The 16568-nt window shown below is 60.0% G+C and carries 16 protein-coding genes; 8 read left to right on the forward strand and 8 right to left on the reverse strand.

The features are described 5' to 3' along the window. Nucleotides 1-118: 118 nt before the first annotated feature. On the reverse strand, nt 119-3778 hold the full coding sequence (locus GQF03_RS00690) for a vitamin B12-dependent ribonucleotide reductase (RefSeq protein WP_161337267.1): 3660 nt from the start codon (nt 3776-3778) through the stop codon (nt 119-121). A 458-nt stretch (nt 3779-4236) separates the two neighbouring features. On the opposite strand from GQF03_RS00690, the gene GQF03_RS00695 reads away from it, so the two are divergent. The 3 genes from GQF03_RS00695 to GQF03_RS00705 are packed head-to-tail and all read left to right on the forward strand — an operon-like array spanning nt 4237 to nt 5565. Continuing rightward, complete coding sequence (locus tag GQF03_RS00695) at nt 4237-4599, forward strand: NADH:ubiquinone oxidoreductase subunit NDUFA12 (RefSeq protein ID WP_161337268.1); 363 nt, start codon at nt 4237-4239, stop codon at nt 4597-4599. A gap of 51 nt (nt 4600-4650) precedes the next feature. Then, complete coding sequence (gene mlaD, locus GQF03_RS00700) at nt 4651-5109, forward strand: outer membrane lipid asymmetry maintenance protein MlaD (RefSeq protein ID WP_161337269.1); 459 nt, start codon at nt 4651-4653, stop codon at nt 5107-5109. 15 nt (nt 5110-5124) lie between these two features. After that, complete coding sequence (locus GQF03_RS00705) at nt 5125-5565, forward strand: DUF2155 domain-containing protein (RefSeq protein ID WP_206376057.1); 441 nt, start codon at nt 5125-5127, stop codon at nt 5563-5565. Here GQF03_RS00705 and aat read toward each other — a convergent pair. From aat to aroQ, 4 genes are read right to left on the reverse strand one after another with little or no spacing between them, the layout of a single operon-like run. Beyond that, the gene (gene aat / locus GQF03_RS00710) at nt 5502-6152 is read right to left on the reverse strand and encodes a leucyl/phenylalanyl-tRNA--protein transferase (RefSeq protein WP_161337270.1); all 651 of its coding nucleotides are present in this window, start codon (nt 6150-6152) and stop codon (nt 5502-5504) included. The genes GQF03_RS00705 and aat overlap by 64 nt on opposite strands. A 6-nt stretch (nt 6153-6158) precedes the next feature. Then, nucleotides 6159-7499: an acetyl-CoA carboxylase biotin carboxylase subunit gene (gene accC / locus GQF03_RS00715; protein WP_161337271.1), complete on the reverse strand. Its 1341-nt coding sequence runs from the start codon at nt 7497-7499 to the stop codon at nt 6159-6161. A gap of 15 nt (nt 7500-7514) precedes the next feature. Further along, a complete protein-coding gene (gene accB / locus GQF03_RS00720; RefSeq protein ID WP_161337272.1) occupies nt 7515-7970 on the reverse strand; it encodes an acetyl-CoA carboxylase biotin carboxyl carrier protein in 456 nt (151 codons plus the stop codon). 21 nt (nt 7971-7991) lie between these two features. Further along, nucleotides 7992-8429, reverse strand: a complete 438-nt coding sequence (gene aroQ / locus GQF03_RS00725) for a type II 3-dehydroquinate dehydratase (protein ID WP_161337273.1) — start codon at nt 8427-8429, stop codon at nt 7992-7994. 230 nt (nt 8430-8659) lie between these two features. Here aroQ and GQF03_RS00730 point away from each other — a divergent pair, with 230 nt between their 5' ends. Then, nucleotides 8660-9415, forward strand: coding sequence for a DUF3750 domain-containing protein (locus GQF03_RS00730; protein WP_161337274.1), 756 nt, complete (start codon nt 8660-8662; stop codon nt 9413-9415). 13 nt (nt 9416-9428) lie between these two features. Here the strand turns inward: GQF03_RS00730 and GQF03_RS00735 are convergent, their stop codons facing one another. Next, nucleotides 9429-9881, reverse strand: coding sequence for a MarR family winged helix-turn-helix transcriptional regulator (locus GQF03_RS00735; RefSeq protein ID WP_161337275.1), 453 nt, complete (start codon nt 9879-9881; stop codon nt 9429-9431). A gap of 87 nt (nt 9882-9968) precedes the next feature. Here GQF03_RS00735 and hppD point away from each other — a divergent pair, with 87 nt between their 5' ends. Further along, the gene (gene hppD / locus GQF03_RS00740) at nt 9969-11027 is read left to right on the forward strand and encodes a 4-hydroxyphenylpyruvate dioxygenase (RefSeq protein ID WP_161337276.1); all 1059 of its coding nucleotides are present in this window, start codon (nt 9969-9971) and stop codon (nt 11025-11027) included. Nucleotides 11028-11039: 12 nt separating this feature from the next. On the opposite strand, the gene GQF03_RS00745 is transcribed toward hppD, so the two are convergent. Continuing rightward, nucleotides 11040-11825 carry a DsbA family protein gene (locus GQF03_RS00745; protein ID WP_161337277.1) on the reverse strand — a complete coding sequence of 262 codons (786 nt, stop codon included), beginning with the start codon at nt 11823-11825 and terminating at the stop codon, nt 11040-11042. A 231-nt stretch (nt 11826-12056) separates the two neighbouring features. Between GQF03_RS00745 and mscL the strand changes: the two genes are divergently transcribed. Continuing rightward, nucleotides 12057-12476 (forward strand): large-conductance mechanosensitive channel protein MscL, encoded by a 420-nt coding sequence (gene mscL / locus GQF03_RS00750; protein ID WP_161337278.1) that lies wholly within the window; start codon nt 12057-12059, stop codon nt 12474-12476. Nucleotides 12477-12506: 30 nt separating this feature from the next. Here the strand turns inward: mscL and GQF03_RS00755 are convergent, their stop codons facing one another. After that, nucleotides 12507-13865: a M48 family metalloprotease gene (locus GQF03_RS00755; protein WP_161337279.1), complete on the reverse strand. Its 1359-nt coding sequence runs from the start codon at nt 13863-13865 to the stop codon at nt 12507-12509. A gap of 124 nt (nt 13866-13989) precedes the next feature. On the opposite strand from GQF03_RS00755, the gene GQF03_RS00760 reads away from it, so the two are divergent. Together GQF03_RS00760 and GQF03_RS00765 are read left to right on the forward strand one after the other, a co-directional pair. Continuing rightward, nucleotides 13990-15369: a gamma-glutamyltransferase gene (locus tag GQF03_RS00760; protein ID WP_161337280.1), complete on the forward strand. Its 1380-nt coding sequence runs from the start codon at nt 13990-13992 to the stop codon at nt 15367-15369. A gap of 24 nt (nt 15370-15393) precedes the next feature. Then, nucleotides 15394-16554, forward strand: a complete 1161-nt coding sequence (locus GQF03_RS00765; protein WP_161337281.1) for a pyridoxal phosphate-dependent aminotransferase — start codon at nt 15394-15396, stop codon at nt 16552-16554. The last annotated feature ends 14 nt before the right edge of the window (nt 16555-16568 follow it).

Raw genomic sequence — 16568 nt, forward strand, 5'->3', positions numbered from 1 at the left:
ACGTAAATTTACGTCTTACGCTACGGGGTACGCTACTCTTTTACTCTACGGGGTACGCAACAAAACTCCTGATCTGCCAGATGAAATAAACTGGGCAATCAACTGAACACGTTAATTTTTAGGAACATCCACTGGTGGCGCCGCAGGTATCGCATTTCATGCAGGTGCCGTTCCGCACAAGGGTGAAATTACCGCACTCGCCGCAGCTGTCGCCCTCATATCCCTTCATCCGCGCTTCCATGGCGCGGCTCAGCTTGTCCGGTCCGCCGGGGGCGCCGCCGACAGAGACGCTGGCCGCGGCGACGGAGCCACCGGCCCCGACGCTTGCGGCGGCGGCGCTCACCTGACCCTGACCCAGGCTTGCCGACATGGCGGACAGGCCGCCCTGCAACACCTCGAAATTGTTCGCCCGGACATAACCTGTCGAGGCAAGATTGATCACATTGTTGATCGTGGCCCTGTTCTCGGAATATTCATCCTCGGTGATCTTCGCCTGATCGTCCCCGGTGCCGAGGCTGTCATTATGCAAATCATCAAGCGCGACATGGGCAAGATCGTTGCGCCCGAGATAGGAGATCGCCAGCTCCCGGAACAGGTAATCGAGGATCGAGGTCGACATCTTGATGGCGTCATTGCCCTCGACGATGCCCGACGGCTCGAACCGGGTGAAGGTATAGGCCTCGACGAATTCCTCCAGCGGTACGCCATATTGCAGGCCGATGGAAATGGCGATGGCGAAGTTGTTCATCAGGCTGCGGAAGGCGGCGCCCTCCTTATGCATGTCGATGAAAATCTCGCCAAGGCCGCCATCGTCATATTCGCCGGTGCGCAGGTAAACCTTGTGCCCGCCGACAACCGCCTTCTGGGTGTAGCCCTTGCGCCGGGTCGGCAGTTTCTTGCGCTCCGAGACGATGCGCTCGACGATCCGCTCGGCGATGACGTTGCTCGCCGCCGCCGGGGAGGACTGGATTTCCTCCTGCACCTCGTCGAAGTCGTCCTCATCGAAGGTGAGGGCGGAGAGGGGCTGGCTCAGCTTGGAGCCGTCGCGATAGAGCGCATTGGCCTTGAGGCCGAGCTTCCAGGAAAGAAGATAGGCGTCCTTGCAATCCTCAACGGTGGCGCTGTTGGCCATATTGATCGTTTTCGAGATCGCGCCGGAAATGAAGGGCTGCGCCGCCGCCATCATTTTGATATGGCTCTCGACCGAGAGCATCCGCTTGCCGATCCGCCCGCAGGGATTGGCGCAGTCAAAGACGGAAAGATGCTCGTCCTTCAGATGCGGCGCGCCTTCCAAAGTCATGGCGCCGCAGCAATAGGTATTCGCCGCCTCGATCTCTTTCTTGGTGAAGCCGAGGGCCGCGAGCATGTCGAAATTATAGTCGTTGATGTCCTCGGTCTTCAATTTCAGCACCTCGGTGCAGAAGTCCTCGCCGACCGAATATTTGTTGAACACGAACTTGATATCGAAGCTGGTGCCGAGGTCCGCCTCGATCCGTTCGAGGATATCGTCGGTGAAGCCCTTGCCGCGCAACGCCTCGTGATTGACGCCGGGCGCGTTTTCCAGGGTCCCGTGACCGACCGCATAATCGATGATCGCCTTGACCTCGCCGCGATTATAGCCGAGATGGTTGAGCGCCTCGGGCACCGTACGGTTGATGATCTTGAAATAACCGCCGCCGGCCAGCTTCTTGAACTTGACGATGGCGAAATCGGGCTCGATCCCGGTGGTATCGCAGTCCATGACAAGGCCGATGGTGCCGGTCGGCGCGATAACCGTCGTCTGCGCGTTGCGATAACCGTGCTTCTTGCCAAGGTCGAGCGCCGCGTCCCAGGCATTCTTCGCCGCTTCGGTCAGCCCCGGTTCCGGGCAGTTGATGGCATCGAGGGCGACCGGAATGACATTGAGTCCCTCATAGCCATCGGTCAGGCCATAGGCCGCATTGCGGTGGTTGCGGATGACCCGCAGCATATGCTTTGCGTTCTTCTTGTAGCCCGGGAAGGCGCCGAGTTCCTCGGCCATTTCCGCGCTCGTCTTGTAGGCGGTACCGGTCATGACCGCGGTGATCGCGCCGCAGAGCGCCCGGCCTTCATCCGAATCATAGGACAGGCCGCGCGCCATCAGCAGCCCGCCGATATTGGCGTAGCCGAGGCCGAGGGTGCGGAATTTATAGCTGAGTTTGGCGATTTCCTCCGACGGGAACTGCGCCATCAGCACCGAAATCTCCAGCGTGATCGTCCAGATGCGGACCGCATGCTCGAACGCCTCGATATCGAAGCTCTTGTCGGCGCGGCGGAAGGTCATCAGGTTCAGCGAGGCGAGATTGCAGGCCGTATCATCGAGGAACATATATTCCGAGCAGGGGTTCGATGCATTGATCCGGCCATCTTCGGGGCAGGTGTGCCAGTCATTGATGGTGGTGTCATATTGCAGGCCCGGATCGGCGGACTGCCAGGCGCTCTCGCCGATCTGTTCCCAGAGGTCACGGGCCTTCACCGTCTTCGCGACCCTGCCGTCGGTGCGGCGGATCAGCTTCCAGTCGCCATCCTTCAGCACCGCCTCGATAAAGGCGTCGGTGACGCGCACGGAATTGTTCGAGTTCTGCCCCGACACCGTGAGATAGGCATCCGAATCCCAGTCCGTGTCATAGGTCGGGAATTCAACCTCGGTATAGCCCTGCTTCGCGAACTGGATAACCCGCTGGATATAGTTTTCCGGCACCATCGCCTTGCGCGCGCCGATGATGGCTTTTTTCAGCGACGGATTTTCGGCCGGGATAAAGGCCTCGTCGCCCTTGATCTCGTGGCAGGCCTTGATGACGTTGTTGAGATGAATATTGCACAGCTTCGATCCGGCGACGAGGGAGGCAACCTTCTGTTCCTCAACGGCTTTCCAGCCGATATATTCCTCGATGTCCGGATGGTCGATATCGAGCGTGACCATCTTCGCCGCGCGCCGGGTGGTGCCGCCCGACTTGATCGCGCCCGCCGCCCGGTCGCCGATCTTGAGGAAGCTCATCAGGCCCGAGGACTTGCCGCCGCCGGAAAGGCTCTCGCCCTCACTCCGGAGGCTCGAGAAATTGGTGCCGGTGCCGGAGCCGTATTTAAAGAGCCGCGCCTCGCGGACCCAGAGGTCCATGATCCCGCCCTCGTTGACCAGATCATCATCCACCGACTGGATGAAGCAGGCATGGGGCTGCGGATGCTCGTAGGAATTGACGGATTTCTTCAGCTTGCCGGTCTTGAAATCGACATAGGAATGGCCTTGCGCCGGTCCTTCGATCCCATAGGCCCAATGCAGGCCGGTGTTGAACCATTGCGGGGAGTTGGGCGCGCCCATCTGGCGGGCCAGCATGTAGCGCATTTCATCGAAATAGGCGCGGGCGTCCTCTTCGGTGTCGAAATAGCCGCCTTTCCAGCCCCAGTAGGTCCAGGTCCCGGCGAGCCGGTCGAAAACTTCCGTCGAGGAGGTTTCGCCAATATAGCGCTCATCCTCGGGCAGGGCGCCGAGCGCCTCTTCATCCGGGGTCTGCCGCCACAGCCAGTCCGGCACGTCCTTTTCGGCCACTGGTTTCAGGCGGGCCGGGACGCCGGCTTTGCGGAAATATTTCTGGGCGATAATGTCACAGGCGACCTGCGACCATTCGGCGGGAACATCGATGCCTTCCAGCTTGAAAACGACAGATCCGTCCGGGTTTCTTATTTCACTGGTGGTCTGCCTGAATTTGACGCTCGCGTAGGGAGAAGAATCTTTATTAGTAAACCGTCGCTCAATACGCATCTCAAACCTTCCATTCGCAAGTTCAGTCTTGTCATCTTCAGGGAGGGAATTTGGTCTAAAACGCCGGAAAACGCAGGGTCAGCAACGGGCCCCTCAGCTCCAGCGCCTACTATATATAGTAGACAAATCCCCCTCACGGCCTAGGATCATGTCGTTCTCAAAAATCGAAGTCAACAGCAAATCCACAACATCTTGTGGCTAAAATTTTAGATATCCCGAGATGTCGCGAAATATGGCGGTTTCATGACAAATCGGCGTCAGTATGGTTAACGAAAAATTACCGACGGGTTGCACAAAAGCAACTACGCGATCCGCCGGCGGCCAGAATCATCAGAATCGGACGCATCGCAAAGGCCGCCGGGATATGCCCGGGCGGTGAAAGTTAGACTGGACGAATGGCCCCCACAATGCCATATTCCGGGCAAATAATTGTGTTTCTACTCAGCGAGAAGATTGACATGGCGACGATTGGCACACGGCTTTTTACATGGTGGCGCGGCGAGCAGGTCGGCGAGGACCAGTTCGGCAACCGTTATTACCGGGAAAAAGGCAAGCCGACCGGCCCGGTCGGGCGCGAGCGCCGCTGGGTCATCTATAAGGGGCGTCCGGAAGCCTCGAAGGTGCCGCCGGCCTGGCATATCTGGCTGCATTACACGACGGACGAACTGCCCAAGCAGCAGGACCTCCCGACGGCCGCCTGGCAGGAGGAGCATCTGCCGAACCTGACCGGCACGGACTTCGCCTATCATCCCGGCGGCTCCATCGTGAAGGGCGGCAAGCGGCAAAAAGGCACCGGCGATTACGAGGCCTGGCGTCCCTGATAGCGTAACCAATTCCCCGTCCGGTCACGGACGGAGGCGGAGGAGGATTAAATGAGCAGTAATATCGTTGAAACCGTCATCGGCGCCGTCGTCCTGGCGTTCGCCACCATCTTCCTGGTGTTCGCCTATCGCACGGCCGACGTCAATACGGGAAGCGGCGGGATCCAGCTTACCGCCTCCTTCGACAATGTGGACGGGCTCAGCGTCGGCAGCGACGTCCGGATGAGCGGAATCAAGGTCGGCGCCGTCACCTCGCAGACGCTCGATCCCAAGACCTACCGCGCGGTCCTCCGGATCAGCCTGGAAGAGGATATCAAACTGCCCGAAGACAGCTCCGCCAAGATCACCTCGAGCAGCCTGCTCGGCAACAACTATCTTCAGCTCACGCCGGGCGGGTCGGAAGACATGCTAAAGGACGGTGGCACCATTTCCTATACGCAAGGGGCCGTCAATATCCAGGACCTGATCGCCCAGGCCATCTTCAGCAGCGGCGGCGGTTCGAAGAAATAGCGGGCCGGGATCATTTTGTCATTACTCCGCCATTCTGCCCGGAATTTATTCCTGACCGCCCTTGCGGCCCTCTCGGGGCTTGCCGCCGTGCCGCTGATGTCGGTGGCGCCGGCCGCCGCGGAACCGCTGGAGGGGGATATCGTCGTCCTCCGCGCGCTCGACAAGGTGACGGCGCGGACCAAGGATCTGTTCGTGCCGATCGACGAGACGGCGATCTTCGGCTCCATCGCGATCCGGCCGCGCAAATGCCTCAAGCGCCCGCCGGAGGAAACGCCCGAAACCTCCGCCTTTCTTGAGATTAGCGAGATTCACCAGGGGGCCGACAACCTGACCCTGTTCACCGGCTGGATGTTCGCCTCAAGCCCGGCGATCAACGCGCTCGAGCATCCGGTCTATGACGTCTGGGTGATCGACTGCAGAATCTCCGAACCGGTCAAACCCGCCGGCAAGGAATAGAAATTCCCCTCGCTTTGCAGCGCATTCTTCAGGCGGACGAGATATTCTGCGCGGCTGATCTCGCGTGCGCCGAAGGTCGCCAGATGCGGGGTGATGAACTGCGCGTCAAGCAGCGTGTAACCGCCATGGATCAGCCGCGCGACCAGATAGACGAGGGCGATCTTGCTGGCGTCGGTGACGCGGGTGAACATGCTCTCGCCGCAGAACACGCTCTCGAAGGCGACGCCGTATAGGCCGCCGACAAGCTCGCCATCCTTCCAGCATTCGACGCTATGGGCGAAGCCCCGGTCATGCAGCTCGCCATAAAGCTCAAGGATGGTGTCATTGATCCAGGTGCCGTTATCCTCGCCCCGCGGCGCGGCGCATTCGCGCATGACGCGGCGAAAGGCCGTGTTCACCGTCACCTCGAAGGGCATCCGGCGGATGGTTTTCGCAAGCCGCTTCGGCACATGAAAGTCATCGAGCGGGAAAATGCCGCGCCGCTCCGGCTCGACCCAGAAAAGCTCGTCATCCTCCGCGCTGTCCGCCATCGGAAAAATGCCCATGCGGTAGGCGGCGAGGATCGTATCGGCGGTCAGGGAGGTCATGGCAGCCTAGCGCGAGGCGATGAATTTCTCCAGCCAGTGGATATCATACTTGCCGCGGATAAAGTCCGGGTCATGGATGATTTCCTGATGCAGCGGCAGCGTCGTCTTGATCCCGGTCACGACGAATTCCTCGAGCGCGCGGTTGAGCCGGAGCAGGCATTCCTCCCGGCTTCCCGCATGGATGATCAGCTTGGCGATCAGGCTGTCGTAATAGGGCGGGATGTTGTAACCGGTATAGAGCGCGCTGTCGACGCGAACGCCAAGGCCGCCGGGCGCATGGAACTCGTTGATCGGTCCCGGGCTCGCGGCGAATGTTTTCGGGTCTTCCGCCGTCACACGGCATTCGATGGCATGACCGGAGAAGCGGATATCCTCCTGCTTCAGTTTCAGCGGATGGCCCGCCGCGACATTGATCTGCGCCTGGACGAGATCGAGGCCGGTGATCATTTCGGTCACCGGATGCTCGACCTGCAGGCGCGTGTTCATCTCGATGAAATAAAATTCGTCATTCTCGAACAGGAATTCGATGGTGCCGACGCCCTCATATTTCATGTCGCGGATGGCGTCGGAGACTGTCTTGCCGATGCGGTTGCGCAGCTTGTCATTGATCGCGGGCGAGGGGCTCTCCTCGAGCGCCTTCTGGTGCCGCCGCTGCAGCGAGCAGTCGCGCTCGCCAAGATGCACCACATTGCCCTTGCCGTCGGCGAGGATCTGGATTTCGATATGGCGCGGGCCGCTGAGATATTTCTCCATATAGACGGCATCGTTGCCGAAGGCGAGATTGGCCTCGGAGCGGGCGGAAGAGAAAGCCTCCGACAGTGCGTCCTTATCCACCGCCACCTTCATGCCGCGCCCGCCACCGCCGGCAGAGGCCTTGATGATCACGGGATAGCCCATTTTCTCGGCTTCGCGTTCCGCATCGGCAAGGGTCTCGACCTCGCCCTCCGATCCCGGCACGCAAGGAACGCCGAGCTTGCGCATGGTCTCCTTGGCGGTGATCTTGTCGCCCATCATGCGGATATGATCCGCCGACGGGCCGATAAACTTGATGCCATGCGCGGTGACGATATCGACGAATTTCGCATTCTCCGACAGGAAGCCGTAGCCGGGATGAATGGCATCGGCGTTGGTCACTTCCGCCGCCGCAATGATGGAGGGGATATTGAGATAGCTCTGGGCCGAACTCGGCGGACCGATACAGACGCTCTCGTCGGCGAGGCGCACATGCATGGCATCTGCATCGGCGGAGGAATGGACGGCAACCGTCTTGATGCCCATCTCGCGGCAGGCGCGATGGATACGGAGCGCGATTTCACCGCGGTTGGCAATCAGGATTTTTTCAAACATCGGACTATTTATCGCTTATTCAATAATGGCAAGCGGTTGACCGTATTCCACCGGCTCTTCGTTGTCGACCAGGATCTCGACGACCTTGCCGGCCTTCGGGGCGGCGATCGGGTTCATGGTCTTCATCGCCTCGACGATCAGCAGCGTCTGCCCCTGACTCACCGTGTCGCCCGGCCGCACGAAGGGCGCGGACCCCGGTTCCGGCGAGAGATAGACCGTGCCGACCATCGGCGACTTCACGGCGCCCGGATGGCTGCCCGCGTCGGGGGCGGCCGGGGCGGCGACCGGTGCCGCGGCGGCGGCAGGCATGACCGCCTGGACCGTCTCGGTTACGACGGGCGAGGCGGAGGAGCCGCGCGAGACGCGCAGACGGTGATCACCATTTTCGATCTCGATCTCGCCAAGGCCGGTTTCGTTCATGATCTCGGCAAGCTCGCGGATCGCCTTTTTGTCGATATTGAGTTTATTCATAATGTCCAAGTCTCGGTTACTCTATTTGATAATGTCGGCAAGCGCATCGAGGGCTAGCACATAGCCTTTTGCCCCAAATCCGCAGATAACGCCAGCGGCAACCGGCGAAATATAGCTGTGATGGCGGAATTCTTCACGCGAAAAGACGTTGGAGAGATGCACCTCGATCACCGGCAGGCCGGAGGCCTTGATCGCATCATGGATCGCGACGGAGGTATGGGTATAGGCCGCGGCGTTCAGAATGACGCCGTGATGACGTCCGGCGGCGCCCTGGATGGCATCGACCAGTTCGCCCTCGCTGTTGCTCTGGTAAAACTCGATCTCGAGGCCGATCTCGCCGCCATGGGCGCGGGTCAGCGCCTCGATATCCGTGAGTGTCGTGGATCCGTAAATCTCCGGCTCGCGCTTGCCGAGCAGGTTCAAGTTCGGACCGTTGATGACTAAGACTGATTTCCCCATGGGCACTCCAACTACTCTCCCCACGGCCCGCAGCACCCCCGCCACCGGCCAGACCGCCCCCTTATACAGAAGTATGACAGGAGTTTAAAGCAATCGTGAAAATTAGTCGATGAATGTGTTTTCTGCCGTCGTCTGACGCTCTTTTTTTAACGCCTCGCGCAGGATTGATTTCGCGGATAGACGCCTTATCCTTATAGTATCGGATTGTGCGGTGCGGTATAAGGGGTGGTATGAAGGCGGCGAAACGGGGTATTCTCATAATTTTCTGCGCGGTGGTGCTGTTCGGCCTGCCGCAGATGCTGTCGGTGGCGTTCGGCAATGCCGCCGAGGGGCGGCACTGGTCATCAGCGCGGCGGGATGCGAGCGGACTGTCGCCCGCGCCCGAGACCCATCCGGAGGCTATTATCCAGGTGTTCGGCGCGCGGACCTGGGGCTGGCGCGGCAATTTCGCGATCCATACATGGATTTCCATGAAACGCGAGGGCGCGGCGGCTTACGAGCGCTTTGAGGTGATCGGCTGGCGCGCGCGGAACGGCGGCAATGCGCTGGTGCAAAGCCGCGGCCGGCCCGATAATCACTGGTTCGGCAATACGCCGGAGATCCTCGCCGAGGTGACGGGCGCGGAGGCCGAGGCGCTGATCACCCGCATCGAAACGGTGATCACCGAGTATCCGCATAAATATGAATACCGCGTCTGGCCGGGGCCCAATTCCAACAGCTTCATCGCCCATATCGGCCGCGAGGTGCCGGAACTGGAGCTCGACCTGCCGCCCACCGCCATCGGCAAGGATTTCATCACCGGCGGCATGCCCGTCGGCAACGCGGTGAGCGGGCAGGGGGTGCAGTTTTCAATCCTCGGGCTGGGCGGCTTCGCCCTGAGCCCGGTCGAGGGGGTCGAGGTCCATCTTCTCGGCCTCACCCTCGGCTTTGATATCGATGATTTCGCGTTGAAACTTCCGGGATTCGGCCGGCTGGAGCCTTTCTAGACGGAAAAGCGGCTTATTTCCGGGCCTCCGCCGCCGCATCGAGGCGGTTGAGGAAATGATCGAGCTGCTCGACCTCCTCCGGCGTAAAACCGGCAAGCAGGTCATCCTCGTATTTCTGTGCGAGCGGGGTGATGTCCGCGAGAACGGCCTTTCCCTTGGCGGTGAGATAGAGCGCAGCGGAGCGGCGGTCATCCTTGAGCGTGCGTTTTTCCAGCCGGCCCGCCTTGTGTAGCTTCTCGACCGCGCGGCTGATGCTGACCTTGTCGAGGGACGCAAGCGGGCCGATTTCCCGCGCCGTCAGGCCCGGTTCCGAGCCGAGGATCGCGACGATCCGCCATTCATGGATCGTCAGATCGAATAGCGCCGAATATTTCCCCGCGAGGCTGCGGCTGATGACGCCCGAGAGCTTGGTGAGCCGATAGGGCAGGAACCTCGGCAGGTGGAGATTTCTTTGTACGTCATTCATCGAAACGGCCTTGACTTTGTTCAGAACCCGTTCCATTTTACGGATTAAAGTTACAAATGAAACTACTTTTTTACGGGAGTAAGCGACATGGCTGACTTATGGGACAATCCGATGGAGACGGACGGCTTCGAATTTGTCGAATATGCCGCGCCGGACCCGGAGGCCTTGGGGAAACTCTTTATCTCGATGGGATTTCGGCCGGTGGCCCGGCATCGCTCCAAGGATGTGACGCTCTACCGGCAGGGGGATGTCAATTTCATCGTCAATGCGGAACCCAACAGCTTCGCCCAGTCCTTTGCCCGCATTCATGGGCCCTGCGCCTGTGCCATGGCGTTCCGGGTGAAAAACGCCGCCAAGGCGATCAAGCGGGCGGAGGAACTTGGCGCCTGGGTCGTCGCGTCCGACGCTGGGCCGATGGAGCTCAATATCCCCGCCATCAAGGGGATCGGCGATTCCCTGATCTATCTCGTCGACCGCTATGGCGACAAGGGCTCCATCTATGATGTCGATTTCCTGCCCATCGAGGGGGAGGAGCGGCATCCGGACGGCACCGGCCTCACCTATATCGACCATCTGACCCATAATGTGCATCGCGGGCGCATGGCGGAATGGTCGGAATTTTACGAGCGCCTGTTCAATTTCCGGGAAATCCGCTATTTCGATATCGAGGGCAAGCTGACCGGGCTGAAGAGCAAGGCGATGACCAGCCCCTGCGGCAAGATCCGCATCCCGATCAATGAAAGTTCCGACGAAAAGTCGCAGATCCAGGAATATCTCAATGCCTATCATGGCGAGGGGATCCAGCATATCGCCCTCGGCACCAATGATATCTACACGACCGTCGCCGAGATGAAGACGGCCGGGACGCTGTTCCAGGGCACGCCGGACACCTATTATGAGCAGGTGGATGCGCGCGTGAAGGACCATGGGGAGGATCTGGCGCGGCTGAAAGAGCTGCAAATCCTCGTCGACGGCGCGCCGACGGAGGGGCAGGGGCTGCTGCTGCAGATTTTCACCCAGAATGTCATCGGCCCGATCTTTTTCGAGATCATTCAGCGCAAGGGCAATGAGGGCTTCGGCGAGGGCAATTTCCAGGCCCTTTTCGAATCGATTGAGCTTGACCAGATCCGCCGCGGCGTGATCTGAGGGGCGAAAACCCTAGCTCTCGCTGCCAGCGGCTGGCGCCGGTTTCTCCCGGGCGGCCGCGACGAACTTGAGCATATCCGTATGGGAAATCGCGCCCGGCACGAATTCATCGCCGATGACGAAGGCGGGCGTTCCCTGGATATCCAGTATTTTTGCAAGCCTGTAGTTCTTCTCGATGACGGCGCGGGTTTCCTCGCTCTCCATGTCGGTCTGCAGTTTCTCTGTATCGATCCCGACATCCGTCGCCATATTGAGGATCCGCTCAAGCGTGAGGCCGCCTCGAACGCTCATCATCGCGCGATGCAATTCCATGTATTTGTCCTGACCGGCCGCGGCGATGGCCGCCTGCGCCGCCAGCACCGATTCCGGGCCCAGGACCGGAAACTCCTTTAATACCAGACGGATATTGCCATCTTCCTCAACGGTTTTCATAAGATCGGGAAAGCTCCGCTTGCAATAGCCGCAACGGTAATCGAAGAATTCGACGATCGTCACATCGCCATCGGGATTACCGGCGACGAAGCTGAAACCGTCATTCCTGAGATCCTCCGAAAGCGCCGCCACCCGCTCCTTGCGATCCCTCTCCGCCGCCGCATTCTCCTGCTTGGTGAGCTCCGCAAATACCTCGCGCAGGACCTGCGGATTGGCAAGCAGATAAGCGCGGACCCGCGCGCCGAATTCATCCGCCGTCACCTCCGACTTCGCCATCATATACTGATAGGCGCCGAAACCGATCAGCACGATCAGGGCGCAAAGAGAGAGAATACTGGCGGTACTGAGCTTTCGCGGTTTGGACATCTGCCTGCTTTCCTTGAATAATTTCGCCGATTATGGGGCATGGCATCGCGAAATCAAATAAACTTTCCTGTGAACTTTGCTCCGGACGCCTTCGGGCATAGGAAGGGCGCCTGAATAAACAAGATTGTGCAATTTTCAAAGTCTATTATAGTTAATTCAGCGGGGATCAGCGCAATATCCCGTAAAATAGTAGGAGTAAGCGCATATACTTATTAGAGTTGGGGGTAGTCAATGCTGAAGGAATTTAAAGAATTCGCCATGCGCGGCAATGTTGTCGACATGGCCGTCGGTATCATTATTGGTGCTGCATTTAGCACTATTGTTAAATCACTGGTCGATGACGTTATCATGCCGCCGATCGGCCTGTTGCTGGGCGGTGTCGATTTCACCGATTTCTTCATCACGCTTTCCGGCGGAACCTATGCCACCTTGGCCGCGGCGAAAGAGGCGGGGGCCGTCACCCTCAATTACGGCGCCTTTATCAATACGGTGATCAGCTTCGTAATTGTCGCCTTTGCGGTTTTCCTCCTGATCAAGCAGATCAACCGCCTGACGCCCAAGGAAGAGGAAGCACCGAAAGAGCCGCCGGCACCGCCGCGCGAGGAGGTTCTCCTCGAAGAAATCCGCGATCTCCTGAAAAGCCAGAAATAGGCTGGAAGCTCCCGAAATACGCCGTCCGGATCAGTTCCGGGCGGCTTCGGCCGCCGCCTGATTGGCGATCGTGATGATATCCTGCGTGCGCAGGTATATGGGGCTGCCGATCTTGAAGAAATCCTGCGCCCGTTCGGCATGGAACGCCGCCTTCTGATATTCCCCCTCCAGCAATGACCTCTCGGCACTGGCCAGCGAGAGCATGCCGGTATCGCCGGTCCGGCTATAGGCAATGGCAAGCTGGTCCCAGGTCTGCCCGTTGTTGGGATCATAGGACAGGCTTTCATTGAGGATCGCAATCGCCTTTTCCGAATCCAGCGGATCGCCCGTCGCATTCAGGATCGTCCCGTAAAAGGAGAGGATCAGCGGCTCGCCCGGTGCCAGCGTCACCGCCGTCTCAAGCGAGGGAAGCGCGCCCAGGATATCGCCGTTCTCATAAAGCGCCTGGCCCCGCAACTCGTGGAAATAGGGATCGGCCGGATATTCGGCGATCAGGCTGTCGATCTCGGCAAGCGCCTTTTTCAGGTCCGGATAGCGGAAGAAGCCGATGGCACGGGCATACCGCGCCTCGACGCTGTTATCGCTGACCGGATATTTATGCAGCGTTTTCTGAAGCGGCCGGGTGAATCCGAACAATTTTGCCTGCATGCGCTTGAGCGCAATGACATCCTCATCGCTCGGCGGCACGTCCTTGTAGGGGGAGGCATTGACTCGCTGGCTGAGGGCGGCGACACGCTCGCTGCTGACCGGATGGCTCCGGTAGTAGGAGGAGATGGTGTTCTGCGGCTGATATTCGCCCCGGCCGATGATATCGAGAAATTCGACCATGCCGCGGCCGGACTGGCCGGTCCGGTTGAGATAGGTGATCGCCGCCTGGTCGGCGGAGGATTCCTGCGTCCGGCTGTAGCTGAGGAAGGATTTCGTTGCCGCGTCCTGCGATCCGATGGCCACCGCCGCGCCCGCGCCGCCGCCACCGGCCGCCGCCGCCGCGAGGCCGAGAATCATGCCGACGATGCTCTTGATATTGGCGTTTTTAAGCGCATCCTGCGTCCGCGCCAGATGACCGCCGGCGATATGGCCCGTTTCATGGGCGATCACGCCCTTGAGCTGATCCGGTGTCTCGACACGCTCCAGCAGGCCGCGAAACATGAACAGCCGCTGGCCGCCCGCGACAAAGGCGTTTAAATCGCCGCTATTGATGATATAAATCTCGACATCGTCGCCATTCAGTCCCGCCGCCCTGAACAGAGGCCTTGCGTAAGAGCGAAGGGTATGTTCAATTTCTGCGTCACGGATAAAGGAGGGTGCCGTCTGTTTGGCAACCGCCCCTTCCAGGGAGAGTAACAGGACCAGAAATATGGATACCGGCGTTAAGATGCGTTTAATCAAGAAAAAATTCCTTTTATCACGTCCTAAAACTAGGAACTGTAGCGGGCCGCGTCAATGGATACGGCACCTGTTATTTCTCCCGGTGATTGCGCCCGCCCTTCTTACCGCGTGCGGCGGGCCGAGCGTGCCGCTTGGCGAAATCGGCAATGTCGAGGGAAATCTCGGCGGTGCGGCGTCGGATGAACCGCGCGCAACCCTGGTGGCGGAGGATATTCTTTCCTCCGGCGGCACGGCGGCGGATGCGGCGGCGGCGCTCTATTTCACGCTCGCCGTGACCTATCCGGTGGCCGCCTCGATGGGTGGCGGCGGGGAATGCATTGTCTATCATAATGAGACCAACAAACTCGAAAATCTGCAATTCTACAATCAGGCTCCCGCCGCGGGCGGCGCCATCGCCATCCCCGGCAATATTCGCGGCATGGCCGCGCTGCAGGCCCGCTACGGCAAGCTTGAATGGTCCCAACTTCTCGCCCCGGCGGAACAGATTGCCGCCTTTGGCGAGCCGCTCTCGCGCGCCCAGCATATGGCCATGGTCCTCAACAAGGATCAGCTGATCCTCGACTATAACATCCAGAACATTTTCATGGATAAACAAGGTGAGTTTGTGGCAGAGGGCGCAAAAATCCGCCAGATCCGGCTTGCCAGCCTGCTCTCAGCGCTACGATCGGAGGGCGGGGCGTCCTTTTATAACGGCAACTGGGCCCGCACCTTCGTCGAGGATGCGCGGATCGCCGGCGGAACCATCACGGTGTCGGACCTGCTGAATTACAAACCGATCTGGCGCGACGCCCAGACATTCCGCGTCGATACCAATATGGTCGGCGTTTCCACCGGGCCGTCCGGCGACGTCTATCGCGAGCTCTGGCGAACCCTGTTCGAGGGCAAGGGCATCCTCGGCGTCGATGTGGCGATCCCGCAAAGCGAAATCGCCGCCGCAACGGCCGCCGTTTTTGCGCGGCAGACGGCCATTTCCCCCTTCATCAGCCACGGCATATCCTCCTTCGTCACTGCCGATAACAAGGGTAACGCGGTCGCCTGCGTCGTCGGTCTCGGCTTTCCCTTCGGATCGGGCCAGATGGGGGAAATCAGCGGCATCGTCATGGCGGGGAACCTCGCGCCGGAAAACCGCGAGTTCATGACCTCGCCCATGTTGGTGGTCAACCTTCCGAACAAGGACTTCTATTACGCGAGCGCGGCGACCGGCGGCGCGGCGGCAACGGTCGCGTCGGTCTCGACGGGGCTCAGCCTCTTCGCCAAGGGCGGCAACCTGGAACCCGCCATCGACGCGCCGCGCCTGTTCACCATGGGCAACCAGTTGCCGCTGCTCTACGAAACATCGATGCCGGCGGCGGATGTGGCAGCGCTTAAAGGCAGCTTTCCGGTCATGGTGGAGGTCGACCGGCTCGCCTCGGTCAATGCGATCTATTGCCGGGACGGAAAGGTCTATAACTGCCGATCCCGCCATGATCCGCGCGGCTATGGCCTGTCGCTGATCGAAAACTGATATTCCCGGATCAAGGATAAGAGCATGAACCGCAGCAAGGGCAGGGAGATCAGTCCCTTCATCGCCATGGAAGTCCTGAAGGCCGCCAACAGGCGCGAGCAGGCGGGCGGGGAGGTCTTCCATATGGAGGTCGGGCAGCCGGGCACGCGCGCGCCCTCGAAGGTTATCGCCGCCGCGAAGGAGGCGCTGGACCGCCAGCAGATCGGCTATACGGACGCCCTCGGCATTCCGCCGCTGCGTGCCGCCATCGCCCGGCATTACAAGGATTTTTACGGCGTCGAGCTGCCGCCGGAGCGCGTCGTCGTCACCACCGGATCATCGGTCGGCTTTCTGCTCACCTTTCTGTCCGCCTTCAATAAGGGGGAGGGGGTTGTCCTCGCCGAGCCGGGCTATCCGGCCTATCGCAATATCCTGACGTCGCTCGATCTCGTGCCGGTTGGCCTGCCTTGCCATGCGGAGACGAATTTCCAGCCGACGCCGGAGCTGATCGACCGCCTCGAGGATCCCATCCACGGCCTGCTGGTCGCCAGCCCGTCAAATCCGACGGGCACCATGATCCACCATGACGAGCTTGGGGCGCTTGTCGATTACTGCGCGGAGCGAAAACTGCAGTTCATTTCCGACGAGATTTATCATGGCATCTGTTACGAGGAGCCGGCGACCACCGCGCTGGCGCTCACCGATGACGCCATCATCATCAATTCCTTCTCGAAATTCTTCTCGATGACCGGTTGGCGGCTCGGCTGGATGGTCGTGCCGGAGCATCTGGTCGCCAGCATCGAGAAACTCGCGCAGAACCTCTTCATCTCGGCGCCCGCGCTCAGCCAGTATGCGGCCGTCGCCGCCTTTGACTGCATGGAGGAGATGGAGGCGAATGTCCGCGTCTATGCCCGCAACCGCGATATTCTGCTGCGGGAGTTTCCGAAGCTCGGGCTCACCCGGTTTGCCGCCGCCGACGGCGCCTTCTATGTCTATGCGGATGTCCGCGACTTCACCAATGATTCGGTTGATTTCTGCACCCGCATGCTGAACGAGACCGGCGTTGCGGCGACGCCCGGCCTTGATTTCGATCCGCATCGGGGCAATGGCTATGTGCGCTTTTCCTTTGCCGGATCGACGGCGACCATTGAAGGCGCGATTGCCCGCCTCAAGGACTGGTCCGGCCTCAAAAAAGGGAGCCGTTAAGCTCCCTTTTTCGC

This window comes from Sneathiella chungangensis, from assembly GCF_009882935.1.
Taxonomy (GTDB): Bacteria; Pseudomonadota; Alphaproteobacteria; order Sneathiellales; family Sneathiellaceae; genus Sneathiella; species Sneathiella chungangensis.